13 protein-coding genes are annotated in these 15,238 nt (G+C 63.0%); 5 read left to right on the forward strand and 8 right to left on the reverse strand.

Annotated elements, in window-relative coordinates:
- Positions 1-113: 113 nt before the first annotated feature.
- The 3 genes from preA to hydA all read right to left on the reverse strand — a co-directional run bounded on the left by preA (position 114) and on the right by hydA (position 4,321).
- Positions 114-1,388 (reverse strand): NAD-dependent dihydropyrimidine dehydrogenase subunit PreA, encoded by a 1,275-nt coding sequence (gene preA, locus CQW31_RS21950; RefSeq protein ID WP_099815393.1) that lies wholly within the window; start codon positions 1,386-1,388, stop codon positions 114-116.
- Positions 1,389-2,756: an NAD(P)-dependent oxidoreductase gene (locus CQW31_RS21955; protein WP_099815394.1), complete on the reverse strand. Its 1,368-nt coding sequence runs from the start codon at positions 2,754-2,756 to the stop codon at positions 1,389-1,391.
- A 125-nt stretch (positions 2,757-2,881) separates the two neighbouring features.
- Entirely contained in the window at positions 2,882-4,321 is a 1,440-nt protein-coding gene (gene hydA / locus CQW31_RS21960) for a dihydropyrimidinase (protein WP_054887221.1), read from the reverse strand.
- 618 nt (positions 4,322-4,939) lie between these two features.
- On the opposite strand from hydA, the gene CQW31_RS21965 reads away from it, so the two are divergent.
- A complete protein-coding gene (locus CQW31_RS21965; RefSeq protein WP_054887220.1) occupies positions 4,940-6,439 on the forward strand; it encodes an NCS1 family nucleobase:cation symporter-1 in 1,500 nt (499 codons plus the stop codon).
- 11 nt (positions 6,440-6,450) lie between these two features.
- Positions 6,451-7,734 carry a Zn-dependent hydrolase gene (locus tag CQW31_RS21970; protein WP_099815395.1) on the forward strand — a complete coding sequence of 428 codons (1,284 nt, stop codon included), beginning with the start codon at positions 6,451-6,453 and terminating at the stop codon, positions 7,732-7,734.
- Positions 7,735-7,773: 39 nt separating this feature from the next.
- Here CQW31_RS21970 and CQW31_RS21975 read toward each other — a convergent pair whose 3' ends face one another.
- From CQW31_RS21975 to CQW31_RS21995, 3 genes are all read right to left on the reverse strand, one after another.
- Positions 7,774-8,736: an MBL fold metallo-hydrolase gene (locus CQW31_RS21975; RefSeq protein WP_054887218.1), complete on the reverse strand. Its 963-nt coding sequence runs from the start codon at positions 8,734-8,736 to the stop codon at positions 7,774-7,776.
- Positions 8,737-8,796: 60 nt separating this feature from the next.
- Positions 8,797-9,360 (reverse strand): lipocalin family protein, encoded by a 564-nt coding sequence (locus CQW31_RS21980; protein ID WP_099815396.1) that lies wholly within the window; start codon positions 9,358-9,360, stop codon positions 8,797-8,799.
- A gap of 397 nt (positions 9,361-9,757) precedes the next feature.
- On the reverse strand, positions 9,758-10,393 hold the full coding sequence (locus CQW31_RS21995) for a dihydrofolate reductase family protein (RefSeq protein WP_099815397.1): 636 nt from the start codon (positions 10,391-10,393) through the stop codon (positions 9,758-9,760).
- Positions 10,394-10,554: 161 nt separating this feature from the next.
- On the opposite strand from CQW31_RS21995, the gene CQW31_RS22000 reads away from it, so the two are divergent.
- The 3 genes from CQW31_RS22000 to CQW31_RS22010 all read left to right on the forward strand — a co-directional run bounded on the left by CQW31_RS22000 (position 10,555) and on the right by CQW31_RS22010 (position 13,188).
- A complete protein-coding gene (locus CQW31_RS22000) occupies positions 10,555-11,367 on the forward strand; it encodes a crotonase/enoyl-CoA hydratase family protein (RefSeq protein ID WP_054887235.1) in 813 nt (270 codons plus the stop codon).
- Positions 11,368-11,401: 34 nt separating this feature from the next.
- Complete coding sequence (gene nudC, locus CQW31_RS22005; RefSeq protein ID WP_099815398.1) at positions 11,402-12,232, forward strand: NAD(+) diphosphatase; 831 nt, start codon at positions 11,402-11,404, stop codon at positions 12,230-12,232.
- Between the two features lie 158 nt (positions 12,233-12,390).
- Positions 12,391-13,188 (forward strand): RHS repeat-associated core domain-containing protein, encoded by a 798-nt coding sequence (locus tag CQW31_RS22010; protein ID WP_099815399.1) that lies wholly within the window; start codon positions 12,391-12,393, stop codon positions 13,186-13,188.
- A gap of 6 nt (positions 13,189-13,194) precedes the next feature.
- Here the strand turns inward: CQW31_RS22010 and CQW31_RS22015 are convergent, their stop codons facing one another.
- Positions 13,195-13,974 (reverse strand): TSUP family transporter, encoded by a 780-nt coding sequence (locus tag CQW31_RS22015; RefSeq protein WP_054887233.1) that lies wholly within the window; start codon positions 13,972-13,974, stop codon positions 13,195-13,197.
- A 200-nt stretch (positions 13,975-14,174) separates the two neighbouring features.
- A complete protein-coding gene (locus CQW31_RS22020) occupies positions 14,175-15,005 on the reverse strand; it encodes an alpha/beta fold hydrolase (protein WP_054887232.1) in 831 nt (276 codons plus the stop codon).
- Between the last annotated feature and the right edge of the window lie 233 nt (positions 15,006-15,238).

Raw genomic sequence — 15,238 nt, forward strand, 5'->3', positions numbered from 1 at the left:
CGCGGGCAAGCCCGCTCCCACAGGTTCCGCGCCGACCTTGAGGATTGCGAGTAACCTGTGGGAGCGGGCGTGCCCGCGAAGGGCTGCGAAGCAGCCCCATCGATCTAGAGTACTCAGCTGGCCTCACGGTAGGGGTTGCGCGGATCCTGGGTCCAGTTCAGGTAAGGCTTGCCGGTGTCCTGCGCGACCATCTCGATGCAGTTCTCCACCGGGCAGGTGATCTGGCACAGGTTGCAGCCCACGCATTCGTCCTCGATCACGCTGTAGGCATGGGTCCCATCAACTTTCAGAGTGCTGGCAATCGCCTGGTGCGATGTGTCTTCGCAAGCGATGTGGCAGCGGCCACAGCCAATGCAGGCGTCCTGGTTGATATGCGCTACCGACTTGTAGTTGATGTCCAGGTACTTCCAGTCGGTGGTATGCCCCACGGCCTGCCCGCGGAAGGCTTGCAGGCTGCGGTGGCCGTGCTGGTCCATCCAGCGCGCAAGGCCATCTTTCATGTCTTCGACAATGCGGAAGCCATGCAGCATCGCCGCCGTGCACACTTGCACCGCACCGCTGCCCAGGGCGATGAACTCGGCGGCATCGCGCCAGTTGCCGATCCCGCCGATGCCGCAGATCGGCAAGCCGCGGGTTTCCGGGTCGCGGGCGATCTCGGCGACCATGTTCAGGGCGATCGGCTTGACCGCCGAACCGCAGTAACCGCCGTGGGTGCTCTGGTCGCCGACGATGGGGTGGGCGACCATGCGGTCCAGGTCGACGCTGGTGATCGAGTTGATGGTGTTGATCAGCGACACGGCATCGGCGCCACCGCGGTGAGCGGCCCGGGCCGACTGGCGAATGTCGGTGATGTTCGGCGTGAGCTTGACGATCACCGGCAGCGAGCAGTGCATCTTGCACCAGCGGGTGACCATTTCGACGTATTCCGGCACCTGGCCGACCGCCGCGCCCATGCCGCGCTCAGGCATGCCGTGCGGGCAGCCGAAGTTCAGCTCGATGCCATCGGCGCCGGTGGCTTCCACCAGCGGCAGGATGAATTTCCACGACGCCTCCACGCACGGCACCATCAGCGACACGATCAGAGCGCGGTCGGGCCAGTCCTTCTTCACCTGGGTGATTTCCCGCAGGTTGATCTCCAGCGAGCGGTCGGTGATCAGTTCGATGTTGTTGATGCCCTGCACTTGGCGATTGGGCCCGTAGTGCGCCGAATACCGTGACGACACGTTGACCGCCGCCGGGTCCTCGCCCAGGGTCTTCCAGACCACGCCGCCCCAGCCGGCCTCGAAGGCGCGGACGACGTTGTAGGCCTTGTCGGTCGGCGGCGCGGAAGCCAGCCAGAAGGGGTTGGGCGCCTTGATGCCGGCGAATTCGATGGACAGGTCGGCCATTTACGCTGCCTCCACGTTGAGCATGAGTTGGGCATGGATGGCTTCGGCGGCCAGCTTGCCGTGTTGCACGGCCTGGACGGTGAGGTCCTGGCCCAGGGCGGTGCAGTCGCCACCGGCGTACACGCCCGGGAGGCTGGTGCGCAGGTTTTCGTCGACGCGGATGCGTTCGCCGTCTCGCGCCAGTTGTGCGGCAACCGGGTCGCCGAGACTGGCGTCGTCGAAGCGCTGGCCGATGGCTTTGAAGATGGCATCAGCAGCCAGTTCATAGGTCTCGCCCGTGTCGCGCAGGCTGCCGTCGGCCAGTTCGGTGCGCATGAAGCGCATGCCACGCACGCGGCCGTGGTCATCGAGCAGTACGCCGTCGGGGCGGGCCCAGGTGTGCAGGCGCACCTGGTTGGCCTTGGCGATGTCCTGCTCATGGCCGGTAGCGCCCATGTCGGGGTAACCGCGGCGGTACACCAGGTTGACGTCGCGGGCGCCCAGCCGGCTCATCTGCACGGCCATGTCGATGGCGGTGTTGCCGGCGCCGATCACCAGGCAGCGGTCGGCCAGCGGCAGTTGCGCCAGGTCGTCGGCCTGGCGCAGTTCGCGGATGTAGGCCGTGGCGGCGAGCAGGCCGGGGGCTTGTTCGTCATCCAGGCCAAGCTCGCGCACGGCGTTCAGGCCCAGGCCGAGGAACACCGCGTCGAACTGCTCGCGCAACTCGCCCAGGCCAAGGTTGGCGCCCAGGCGCTGGCCGTGGCGGATCTCGATACCACCGATGCCGAGCAGGAATTCCACTTCGCGCTGGGCGTAATCGTCCACCAGTTTGTAGCGGGCGATGCCGTATTCGTTGAGGCCTCCGGCCTTTTCGCTGGCTTCGAACACCACTACGTCATGGCCGTGCATGGCCAGGCGGTGGGCGCACGACAGCCCGGCAGGGCCGGCGCCGACCACGGCAATGCGCTTGCCGGTAGCCGGCGAACGTTTGAACGGGTGCTCGCTGAACTGGGCATTGTCCAAGGCGTAGCGCTGCAACTGGCCGATCAGCACCGGGGCGCATTCTTGAGCATTGTTGCGCACGCAGGCTTGTTGGCAGAGGATCTCGGTGGGACACACGCGGGCGCAGCTGCCGCCGAGGATATTGGCCGACAGGATGCGCTCGGCGGCGCCTTGCAGGTTCTCGTCGCTGATGCGGTGGATGAACGACGGAATGTCGATTTCGCTCGGGCAGGCGTTAACGCAGGGGGCGTCGTAGCAGTACAGGCAGCGGGCGCTTTCGACGGCTGCCTGGCGGGCGGTGAGCGGCGGGGCCAGGTCGGTGAAGCGCTCGGCCAGCTGGTCGCTGCCGGCGCGCGGGCGCGGCAGATGGTTCAGGGCATCGATCACGGTTGTAGCCTCTCTTTTTTTATGGATGCAGACGAGCGGAATCGCGTTGGATTCTGGGGGTGCTTTGCACCCCTTTCGCGACGCAAGGCCGCTCCCACAGGGGCTGCGCAGCAGCCCCGATGGCCTCAGCGCTGAACGGGGGTCGGGCGCTGTTGCTCGGCGCGTCGGCCCAGCACCTCGTACACCGAGGGATAGGCCGGGCGCTCCACGTAACGACCGGCGCCAGGCTCGGCGCGCAGGTCGCCATCGGCCCAGAGCACCTTGCCCTGGCTGATGGTGTGGCTGGGGATGCCGCGCACTGTGCGGCCTTCGAAAATGTTGAAGTCGACCCGCTGGTGGTGGGTCTGGGCGGAAATGGTGCGCGTGCCCTGCGGGTCCCATAGCACCAGGTCGGCGTCGGCGCCGACGCGGATGGCACCCTTGCGCGGGAACAGGTTGAAAATCTTCGCGGTGTTGGTCGAAGTCAGGGCGACGAACTCGTGCATCGACAGGCGCCCGCTGTTGACCCCGGCATCCCACAACACTGCCATGCGGTCCTCGATGCCGGCCGTGCCGTTGGGGATGCGGCTGAAGTCGTTGCGGCCCATGGCCTTCTGCTCGGCGCAGAAGCAGCAGTGGTCGGTGGCGGTGGTGTGCAGGTTGCCCGATTGCAGGCCACGCCACAGGGCCTCCTGATGCTCGCGTGGGCGGAATGGCGGGCTCATCACATAACCGGCGGCGGTTGCCCAGTCCGGGTTGCGGTAGACGCTGTCATCGATCAGCAGGTGGCCCGGCAGCACTTCACCGTACACCGGCTGGCCCTTGGCCCGCGCGTAGGTGATTTCGTCCAGCGCTTCACGGCTGGAGATGTGCACCACGTACAACGGCGTACCAATGGTTTCGGCAATGCGGATGGCGCGGCTGGCGGCTTCGCCTTCGACTTGCGAAGGGCGCGACAGCGGGTGCGCTTCCGGCCCGGTCAGGCCCTGGGCCAGCAGTTTTTGTTGCAGGTGGTAGACCAGCTCGCCGTTCTCGGCATGTACCGTGGGCACGGCGCCCAGTTGCAGGCAGCGCTCGAAACTGGCTACCAGCGTGTCGTCGGCCGCCATGATGGCGTTCTTGTAGGCCATGAAGTGCTTGAAACTGTTGACCCCGTGCTGGCTGACCAGCTCGCCCATTTCTTCGGCGACCTGTTCGCTCCACCAGGTGATGGCAACGTGGAAACCGTAGTCGCAGGCACTCTTCTGCGCCCAGCCGCGCCAGGTGTGGAAGGCCTCGAGCAGTGACTGCTGCGGGTTGGGGATGACGAAATCGATGATCGAGGTGGTGCCACCGGCCAGCCCTGCGGCGGTGCCGCTGAAGAAGTCCTCGCTAGCGACCGTGCCCATGAAGGGCAACTGCATGTGGGTGTGCGGGTCGATGCCGCCGGGCATCAGGTACTGGCCGCTGCCGTCGAGGATCTCGCAGTCGGCAGGGGCTTCGAGGCCTTTGCCGATGGCGCGGATCTGGCCGTCGACACACAGGACATCGGCGAGATAGCTCTCTTCATGGGTAACCACGGTGGCGCCACGGATCAACAGGGACATGCCGTCTTCCTCGCAGGCTGACCGGTCTGAGCCGGCTTTTGGAATTGTTATGCGCCAGTGGCTGAAGAAGGAGTTTTAATCCTGTCAGAACTGACAAGATTGGAATCTAGATGCAGTTTCAGGATTGTTCAAGAAAAAATTTTATATGCTTATATCTGTCTTATCTTATTGATAATAAAGGATAAATTTTTCAAATCCCCAAAATGGGGAGGCCTTTCACCATTTTGACGCACTTGACAAGAAGCCAAATTGGTCAAGATTTTCCATGCAAAATCAGCTGCTTGATTCCTGGCTTTGAGGCGCACGCCGCGCCGTTGAAAAAACAGGCTGCACCAGTTTGAAACCTGATGCAGGGGCCAGGGCCGGCCCAGAGTGGCGCAAGCGGCAGGCGAGGGAACCATCGTGCCCCCGCCTGCCGCGCAACAATGCTTTGCAGATCAGTTGATTACCTCCGGTCGGCGGCGGCCGGCCGGGTTGGCGCAGGCCAACCCGGCACGCAATTTGAGTACGGCCACAACCGCCAGGCCGGACCGGAGGAGCATTACTGGTGGTGTGTGTACTCCGGCCATCGCGTTAGCCCGATGAGCGAACAACTAGAAGAAATCTGGAGAAGGCCCCATGCAACAGAGCAGATCGGAAGTGATCGAGCAGGCAGGCCTGTTCGAGCTGTCCGCAGGCAGTGACGTCCTCGACAGCCCGCGTTATAACCACGACATCGCGCCGACCAAGGTGCACCAGCGCACCTGGAACAAATGGCACATCACCGCACTGTGGGTGGGCATGTCCATCTGCGTGCCGACCTACACCCTCGGCGGCGTGCTCACGGCCTACTTCGGCCTGAGCGTGGGTGAGGCGCTGCTGGCGATTCTGCTGGCCAACCTCATCGTGCTGATCCCGCTGACCCTCAATGCCTTCCCAGGCACCAAGTACGGCATCCCGTTCCCGGTGCTGCTGCGCTCGTCGTTCGGCATCCTCGGCTCCAACGTACCGTGCCTGATCCGTGCGGTGGTGGCCTGTGGCTGGTTCGGCATCCAGACGATGTTCGGCGGTTTGGCCATCCACCTGTTCCTTGGCTCGATCTTCGACGGCTGGAAGGCGCTGGGCGGCACTGGCGAGGTAATCGGGTTCATGATCTTCTGGGCGTTGAACCTGTGGGTGGTGCTGCGCGGCGCCGAGTCGATCAAGTGGCTTGAAACACTGTCGGCACCGCTGTTGGTGGCGGTGGGTTTCGGCCTGCTGTTCTGGGCCTTGCCGCACATGTCGATGACTGAATTGCTGGCGCAGCCACCCAAGCGCCCGGAAGGTGCCAGCGTGGTCGGCTACTTCTGCGCCGGGCTTACCGCCATGGTCGGTTTCTGGGCCACGCTGTCACTGAACATTCCCGACTTCAGCCGCTACGCCAAGAGCCAGAAAGACCAGATCCTCGGGCAGATCTTCGGCCTGCCGCTGACCATGTTCCTGTTCGCCTCGCTGGGGGTGGTCATGACGGCAGCATCCGCCTCGCTGGTGGGTGAGACGGTGTCCGACCCGGTCAGCCTGATCGGCAAGATTCATAGCCCTGGCTGGGTCGCGCTGGCCATGGCGCTGATCGTGGTCGCCACGCTGTCGACCAACACTGCCGCCAACATTGTCTCGCCGACCAACGACTTCCAGAACATCGCGCCGCGCCTGATCGGGCGCAGCCGCGCGGTGTGGCTGACCGGCTTCATCGGCCTGGCGCTGATGGGCCACGAGTTGCTGAAGAAGCTCGGCTGGATCGTTTCCGACCTGAGCCTGGAAAGCGTCTATTCCAACTGGTTGCTGGGTTACTCCAGTCTGCTCGGGCCGATCGCCGGGATCATGGTGGTGGACTACTTCCTGATCCGCCGCCAGCACCTGGACCTTGCCGGGCTGTACCGCGACGACGTGTACCCGGCGTGGAACCGGGCGGGCTTCGCCGCCTTCGCCGTGCCGGTGGCGCTGACCGTGCTGGCCATCGGCAACAGCAGCTTCAGCTGGTTCTACGACTATGGCTGGTTCACCGGGTCGCTGCTGGGCGGGGCGCTGTACTACGCCCTGGGCGGCGTGGCGGTGCGCGGGCCGGCGATTGCGCCAGTACACACCAATAAAAATGCCTGAGGAGAAACACTATGAGCCAATCCCAGCATGTTCTGAAATCAACCGAGCGCCACGTCGACAGTGCACGTCTGTGGCAGTCGCTGATGGACCTTGCCCGCCTTGGCGCCACACCCAAGGGCGGCGTGTGCCGGCTGGCGCTCACCGACCTCGACCGCCAGGCTCGCGACCTGTTCGTGCAATGGACCGAGGCTGCCGGTTGCAGCGTCAGTGTCGATGCGGTGGGCAACATCTTCGCCCGTCGCCCAGGGCGCAACCCCAAGCTGCCACCGGTGATGACCGGCAGCCATATCGACACCCAGCCAACCGGCGGCAAGTTCGATGGTTGTTTTGGTGTGATGGCCGGGCTGGAGGTGCTGCGCACCCTCAACGACCTGGGCATCGAGACCGAGGCACCGCTGGAAGTGGTGGTGTGGACCAACGAGGAGGGCTCGCGCTTTGCGCCTTGCATGATGGGCTCGGGTGTGTTCGCCGGCAAATTCACCTTGGAAGAAACCCTGGCCAAGCGCGACGCCCAAGGCGTTTCCGTCGGCGAAGCGCTGGACGCCATCGGCTATGCCGGCCAGCGTGCAGTGCTTGGCCACCCGGTGGGTGCCTACTTCGAAGCCCATATCGAACAGGGGCCGATCCTCGAGGACCAGGCCAAGACCATCGGTGTGGTGCTCGGCGCCCTGGGCCAGAAGTGGTTCGACCTGACCCTGCGCGGCGTCGAAGCCCATGCCGGGCCGACGCCGATGCACCTGCGCAAGGACGCCCTGGTGGGCGCCGCAGCCGTGGTCGAAGCGGTCAACCGCACCGCCCACGCGCATCAGCCTCACGCCTGCGGCACAGTCGGGTGCCTGCAGGCCTACCCCGGCTCGCGCAACGTGATCCCTGGCGAGGTGCGCATGACCCTGGACTTCCGTCACCTGGAGGGCGACCAGCTGCAAGCGATGATTGCCGATGTGCGCACGGTGATCGAGGCGACCTGTGCCAAGCATGGCTTGAGCCATGAACTGGTCCCCACGGCGGATTTCCCGGCGCTGTACTTCGACCGCGCTTGCGTCGATGCCGTACGCCAGTCGGCGCAGGCCCTGGGCTTGCCGCACATGGACATCGTCAGCGGGGCAGGGCATGACGCGATCTTCCTGGCCGAGCTTGGGCCGGCGGGGATGATCTTCGTGCCTTGCGAGAATGGCATCAGCCACAACGAGATCGAGAACGCCACGCCAGAGGACCTGGCGGCAGGATGTGCCGTGCTGCTGCGGGCCATGCTGGCGGCGTCGGAGGCGATCGCCAGCGGGCGCCTGGCGGCATAGCAATGCACTGAAAGGGGCCGCTTTGCGGCCCCGGCGATCTCAAGACTGAACGGCGACCAGGCACCCATCACGGTCGACATGGTAACGCTGCAGGTCCTGAGCCAAGGTCAGGTGCCCACTGTAGTGAGCCAACGCCTCATCCCGCACATCACCAATGCACGGGCTGCGCTTCGGATCCCCCTGGTACCGCGCACTGAAATGCGTCAGTACCAGATTGCGCACCCCTGCCGCTTCAGCGAACTGCGCCACCGCCGCCGCCGTACTATGCCCGAACGCGTTGCCACTGCGCTCGACGATGGGCTGGGTATAGGTCGCCTCATGCACCAGTACATCCGCGTCCTTGGCGACCTCGGCGAGCAATGCCGGGTTGTCGTTGTCGCCACAGACGATCACCCGCCGCGGCGGCCGAGAGGCTTTCAAATAGTCACGCGGTTCGAGCCGCTGCCCGTCAAGCTCGACCATCAGTCCCTTGGCCAGATCGCCCCACAACGGCCCACGCGGGACCCCTTCAGCCACCAACCGCTGAATGTCCAGGCGTGGTTCAGGGTTCAGTTCGGTGAACACGAAGCCCACGCTCGGTACCCGGTGCGACAGCTGCACGGTACTGACCTGGATGTGTTCGCTCTGCCACTGCCCCAGCCCCTCGACCGGCAACAAGCGCAGTTCGAACGGCAGGTGGGTTTCGCTGGCCGCCAGGCTCAGTCGCACCCAGTCCTGCAAAGCGGCGGGCAAGATCAGGTCCAGGGGTTCGCTGCGCCCGCCCATTGCGGCACTGGCCAACAGCCCCGGCAGGCCGAAACAATGGTCGCCATGCACATGGGTAATGAAGATGCCGCGCAGGTCGCGTACCGAGAGCGAACTGTGCAGCAGCTGGTGCTGCGTGCCTTCGCCGCAATCGACCAGGTACCAGTGTCTGCCGCTGGCTTCGATGACGGCGGTGGCGCTGACGTTGCGGGCTTTGGTGGGCACCCCGGAGGAGGTGCCCAGAAACTGCAGGTCCAATGCTTTGCTCCATGCTTGGGGGAGCCACACCTTAGACGGATTGCTGCAGGGCGTCGATGCTCAAGGCTCGGCGGGGGTGTCCTGCCGCCAGATCAGCTTGCTGGTGTCATAACCCTGCTTCTGGGCAATCGTCAGCAGCTGGTCACGCGTCTGGTCGGTAATTGCCGGCGTGCGCGACAGCAGCCACAGGTATTCGCGGTTGGGGTGGCCAACCAGTGCCACGCGGTAGTCCTTGTCGTGGTACAGCACCCAGTATTCACCCTTGGTCAGCCCCGGCGCCAGGCGGCTGAACCAGTTATCGAAGCGCACCCAGAGCTTGTCGGTCCGGCCCGGCACCTGGGCTTCGGCAATACCACGGGCTTCGTTCAAGGTGCCGTCTTTTTCCTTGCAGCGGTTGGTCACGTCGATACGGCCATCTTCGCGCAAGCCGTAATGGGCTTCGGACTGCACACAGTTGCGCTGGAAGAACATCGGCAGGCGTGCAAGCTCGTACCAGGTGCCCTGGTAGCGTTGCAGGTCGACCTGTTCGGTGGACGGCGGGGTGTGGTGATCGTCGTTGGAACCGACGCAGCCCATCAGGGCCACGGTCATGCAGGAAAGCATCAGGGCCGTGCGCATCGCCATGGCAAATCTCCTGTCAGCGGGTGTGAGTGTTGCTTATGGTTGGATGCGGGCGAGGTGTAAAAGTTGTATTGGTTGTTCCTGGCTTAAGTTATTTGGCGCCTGTGAGATCGAGCGCCGCCCGCGCGGCGCATCGCGGGCAAGCCCGCTCCCACATCTGTTTCGGGCCAGTTACTCCTGTACCGCCAACAGGATCCGCCTTGGTGCATGACTGGAGACAAGTGGAGCGACATCAGCGCCCACTCAGATGCATCGCCATACCAACAAGGCGGTCCCTGTTGGCTTCACAGGAGAGACTGGCCCGAAACAGATGTGGGAGCGGGCTTGCCCGCGATGCGCCGCGCGGGCGGCGCTCGATCTCACAGGCGCTACAAATCTGTCGGCAGGCACCTGTCAGCCCTCACCCATTCTCCGGCGGTAAATCAAACGATCCCGTCTCGACTTCGCCCTTACGCACATAGCGGGCAATGATCACGCCCTTCGGCGTTACCTGCGAATGTTTCAGGGTGAAAACCCCAGGCGCCGCATTATCACTGAACAACCGCTTGCCATGCCCCAGCAACACAGGGTGAATGAGCAACTGAAGCTCATCGACCAGCCCGGCGGCGAGCAGTTGCTGCACCAGATTGGCACTGCCCTGGGTCAGCAGATCAGCGCCGTGCTGCTGCTTCAGGGCTCGCACCGCTGACACAATATCCACGCCCAGCGCATGGCTGTTATGCCATTCGAGACTGTCGGGATCATGGGTGGCGACATGCTTGGCCACGCTGTTGAACAGCTTGGCGATGGAGAAGTCCTCGGTATCGTCTTTCACCTTCGGCCAGTAGCCGGCAAAGATGTCATAGGTGCGCCGCCCCAGCAGCAATTCGAACCGTTGGCTGAACAACGCCTGCATGGCCTGGCCAAACACTTCCTCGGCATGGGGCACGAGCCAACCGCCAAAGGTGAAACCACCGCTGGTGTCTTCCTGAGGGCCACCGGGGGCCTGCATGACCCCGTCGAGGCTGACGAAGGCGGCTACGATAAGTTTGCGCATGGGGCTCTCCTGAAAGGCTTGCCGATGTGATGATTCACCCTATGGTCGAACGGCGCGCGGCGATTTCGACAGGGCATGCAGTCCCGTTTTTGGCACAAGCACGGTCACCTGCCTGGGTTACCATCCATGCCGTGAATCCTTTCCCCACAGGAGTGCCGCCCGTGACCGAATACACCGCGCTCAAGGTCGAACTGACCGACAACATCGCCCATGTGCAGATCAACCGCCCGGAAAAGATCAACGCCATGAACGCGGCCTTCTGGACGGAAATCGTCGATGTCTTCCAGTGGATCGACGACACCGAGGCCGTGCGCGCAGTGGTGATCAGCGGTGCCGGCAAGCACTTTTCCGCCGGTATCGACCTGATGATGCTGGCGTCGCTGGCCGGGCAGATGGGCAAGGATGTTGGCCGCAACGCACGCTTCCTGCGCAAGACCATCCAGCGCCTGCAGGCCTCCTTCAATGCCGTGGACAACTGCCGCAAGCCGGTGCTGGCGGCGGTCCAGGGCTACTGCATTGGCGGCGCAATCGACCTGATCTCGGCCTGCGACATGCGCTATTGCAGCCGCGATGCGCAATTCTCGATCAAGGAAATCGACATGGGCATGGCCGCCGATGTCGGCACCTTGCAACGTTTGCCACGTATCATCGGCGACGGCATCATGCGTGAGCTGGCCTTCACCGGGCGCAATGTAGAGGCTGACGAGGCGCTGCGCATCGGCCTGGTCAACCGGGTCTATGATGATCAGGCCGCGTTGCTCGACGGGGTCTTTGCCATCGCCCGCGAGATTGCCGCAAAATCGCCGATCGCCGTGGCCGGCACCAAGGAGATGCTCAGCTACATGCGTGACCATCGCATCGACGATGGCCTGGACTACATCGCCACCTGGAACGCCGCGATGCTGCAGTCCGAAGACCTGCGCGTGGCCGTGGCGGCGCACATGAGCAAACAGAAACCGACGTTCGCCGACTGACCGGGCCGGGGGACGCAGCAAAGGAACCCCCGACATGTCAGCTCGCTGGACTACCGCAGTACTCGACCCACAGATCACCGGGGGGCTGGCCGTGGCCCGCAGCCCGGAAGGGTTCCTGGTGGACGCCAACGGCGCGCTGTTCCCCCGCGACTGGCTCAAGCGGCAGGACCTGGAGGTGCTGTGCGAGCACGGTATCGGCCATTTCGATGGCGAGCCGGTATTCCTGCTGGAGCTGCGCAGCGCGACCGAAGTACCGGGTTGCAGTTGGCGTGGCCTGCGCGCGTTCATGCTGGAAGGCGACTTCGACACCTACAAGGTGCTGGGCTATGCCGCGCAGATCGGCACCTGGGCCCGCGAGCACCGCTTCTGCGGCAGCTGCGGCCAGGCGATGACGCAGATCCGCTGGGAGCGGGCGATGTACTGCCAGCCCTGCGACCTGCGCAGCTATCCGCGCATCTCGCCGAGCATGATCGTACTGGTGACCCGTGGCGACGAGATCCTGTTGGCCCGTTCGCCGCGCTTCGTCACAGGCGTGTACAGCACCCTGGCGGGCTTTGCCGAACCGGGCGAATCCGCCGAAGACTGCCTGGTACGAGAGGTGCGCGAAGAGGTGGCGGTGGAGGTGCGCAACATCCAGTACATCGGCAGCCAGTGCTGGCCGTTCCCGCACTCGATGATGCTGGGCTTCCATGCCGAATACGCCGGGGGCGAGATTGTCATGCAGCCGGACGAGATCGAGGACGCCAAGTGGTTCAGCGTGCACGACTTACCGCCACTGCCGGCCGGGCGGTCCATCGCCCGATACTTGATCGACCTTTACGTGGCGCGCCGCGTAGGCCTGCCCGAACCAGTGCTGCCACGCTAGGTTTGTGGTTATCAAGGGGACTGTCATTTCTGATAGTTGCTGAGCCCGAATTGAACTTTACAATGGCAGGGGCCGTTAACCTGGAGGGGAAATGCCTACGTTGATCTCAGTTTAGTCCCCGGCAGCAGAGTTGTGGCGGCGATTTCAAGGAGAGTCTTATGCATTACGGTGGTCGCGCCAAATTACCTGTCTCTCGCGGCTATACGCCTTATGGTTATAACCGTACTGCCACAACTGAATCGCTACTGGGATTCAACGCGCAGTTGCGAGACTCCTTTACAGGCTTTTACATGCTGGGTAATGGCTATAGAGCTCTCAGTTGTGCATTGCAAAGGTTTCTTTCGCCCGACATCTTGAGCCCATTTGATAGGGGTGGAATAAATACTTATGCTTATTGCGCTAGTGATCCTGTTAATCGTGTTGATCCATCAGGGCGCATGAGCTGGCTTAAGGCATTATTCCAAAAATCGATAACTTTTGATGACGATTATCAAGTTTTGTTCCCGGGTCGGAAGGGGGTCTCATCAACCACATTTCATAAGGAAGTTTTTAAGACTGGTAACGCGGGGTTTGTAACGCATGGCCACGCTGACGGCAGCCCGCGGCTTATGAATGAACATGGGAATATGGTATCTGCCAGAAAAGTAGCAATGAAGGAAATTGCTCCTAGACTGAAGGGGTTGAAATCTTATCGAGCCGATCCAAATAAGCCAATTTATCTGATTGCTTGCAAGTCAGGGGCGAGCGGTGCAGCACAGGAAGTCGCTAATGCGTTGAATAGACCAGTGATTGGATACCGTCACAATGTGCTGACGCCTGACGATTGGTTTATGAACACGCAAGCAGAAAATCATCCCTGGTTAGGGCTTTTCGAGCTACCTCCAATACCGTACGTTCGAAGAACCGCCACCCCGATAACTTTCAATCCCGTTGGCCGAATACGCCGTAAGGAATAGGTGGGGTCATACCAACCCGAACCAGTGCTGCCACGCCAGGCGCACGGTCAGCGCCAGCACCACGGTGATGAACACCGGGCGGATGAACTTGCTGCCGCCGCTGATCGCCGTGCGTGCGCCGAAGAAGGCGCCGACCATCACCGACAGGCCCATGCACAGGCCAACGATGTAATCCACCTGCCCGGAAATGATGAACACGGTCAGCGCCGCGATGTTGCTGACGAAGTTCATGCTGCGCGCCACGCCGCTGGCGCGGACCAAGTCGATGGGGTAGAGCAGCAGCGTGCTGACGGTCCAGAACGCACCGGTGCCGGGGCCGGCCACACCGTCGTAGAAACCGAGGGTGAAGCCTTGGGGGAACTGCCATTTCTTCTTGATCGGCGCATCGGCATCCAGCGGTGCCTTGGGCGTGCCGCCGAACAGCAGGTAGATGCCACAGGCGAAGACGATCACCGGCAGCATCTTGTTCAGCCACTCGGCTGGCATGTAGTGGGCCACCATTGCACCGATCGAGGCGCCAACCAAGGTCGCGAGCAGGGCGGGGCGCCATTGCGCCGGGTGGAATAGCTTGCGCTTGTAGTAGGTGAAGCCGGCGGTGGCCGAGCCGAAGGTCGAGCTGAGCTTGTTGGTGCCGAGAACCAGGTGTGGCGGCATGCCGGCGGTGAGTAGCGCCGGAGTGGTCAGCAGGCCGCCGCCACCGGCGATGGCATCGATGAAACCGGCGACGAAGGCGACCAGGGCGAGGATCAGTAAGGTGAGCGGTTCTACGGTGAGTTCGAAGGGCATGGGGGCTGACTGGCAGAGGGCAGGGCGTGCGGCAAATGGCCGCGCTAGAAGGGGACATGGTAATCCTGGGCGCAAACGGTTGCCAGTGCCGGCCCTTTCGCGGGTGAACCCGCTCCCAAAGGTATTGCACAGGTCTTGAAGTTGGCGCGAAACCTGTGGGAGCGGGCTTGCCCGCGAAGAGGCCGGTACTGCAAACCCTATCAGCTCTGGATGAACGCCAGCAGATCCGCATTGATCACATCGGCATGGGTGGTCGGCATGCCATGCGGGTACCCCTTGTAGGTCTTCAAGGTGCCATTGGGCAGCAACTTGGCTGACCGCGGCCCGGAATTCTCGTAGGGCACGATCTGGTCATCATCCCCATGCATCACCAGCACCGGCTGCTTGATCCCCTTGAGATCCTCGGAGAAATCGGTCTGCGAGAACGCCACGATGCCGTCGTAATGCGCCTTGGCGCTTCCGATCATGCCCTGGCGCCACCAGTTGCCGATGACGCCTTCCGACGCTTGCACACCCGGTCGGTTGTAGCCATAGAACGGACCCGTCGGAACATCCCGGTAGAACTGTGCACGGTTGCTGGCGACCTGGGCCTGGAAGTTGTCGAACACCGACTTGGGCAGGCCGCCAGGATTGGCCGGCGTCTGCACCATCAACGGTGGCACGGCGGCGATCAGCACGGCCTTGGCCACCGGGTCACCAGGATACCGGGCCATGTAGCGCACCACTTCGCCGCCACCGGTGGAATGGCCAACATGCACCGCGCCCTGGATGCCCAGGTGGTCGACCACGGCTGCGACATCGTCGGCATAGTGGTCCATGTCGTGGCCGTCCCATACCTGGCTGGAGCGCCCGTGGCCGCGGCGGTCGTGGGCGACCACGCGAAAGCCCTTGGCCAGGAAGAACAGCATCTGTGCGTCCCAGTCATCAGCGCTGAGCGGCCAGCCATGGTGGAAGTGGATGACCTGCGCATCGCGCGGTCCCCAGTCCTTGTAGAAAATCTGAACGCCATCCTTCGTGGTTACGTAGCTCATGGTCGTGTCTCCTCAGTGCACGAACCGAAGTGAGCTATTGAGAATAGGAGGGATTGCGCACGGCATTGAAGTTTGTAGCGGCAGTACCGGCCTTTTCGCGGGCACGCCCGCTTGTATGGTTAGACTTGAAGGGGTGGTGGGACTAAATGCCCGATTCTGACTGTTCGCAGCAGTACAGACCGTGGGAGACATCGCCCCACCCCTTCCACCAAAGCGCCGATAAAGAATGCATC

Origin of the sequence: Pseudomonas sp. 382, assembly GCF_002759075.1 — a bacterium.
GTDB lineage: Bacteria > Pseudomonadota > Gammaproteobacteria > Pseudomonadales > Pseudomonadaceae > Aquipseudomonas > Aquipseudomonas vlassakiae.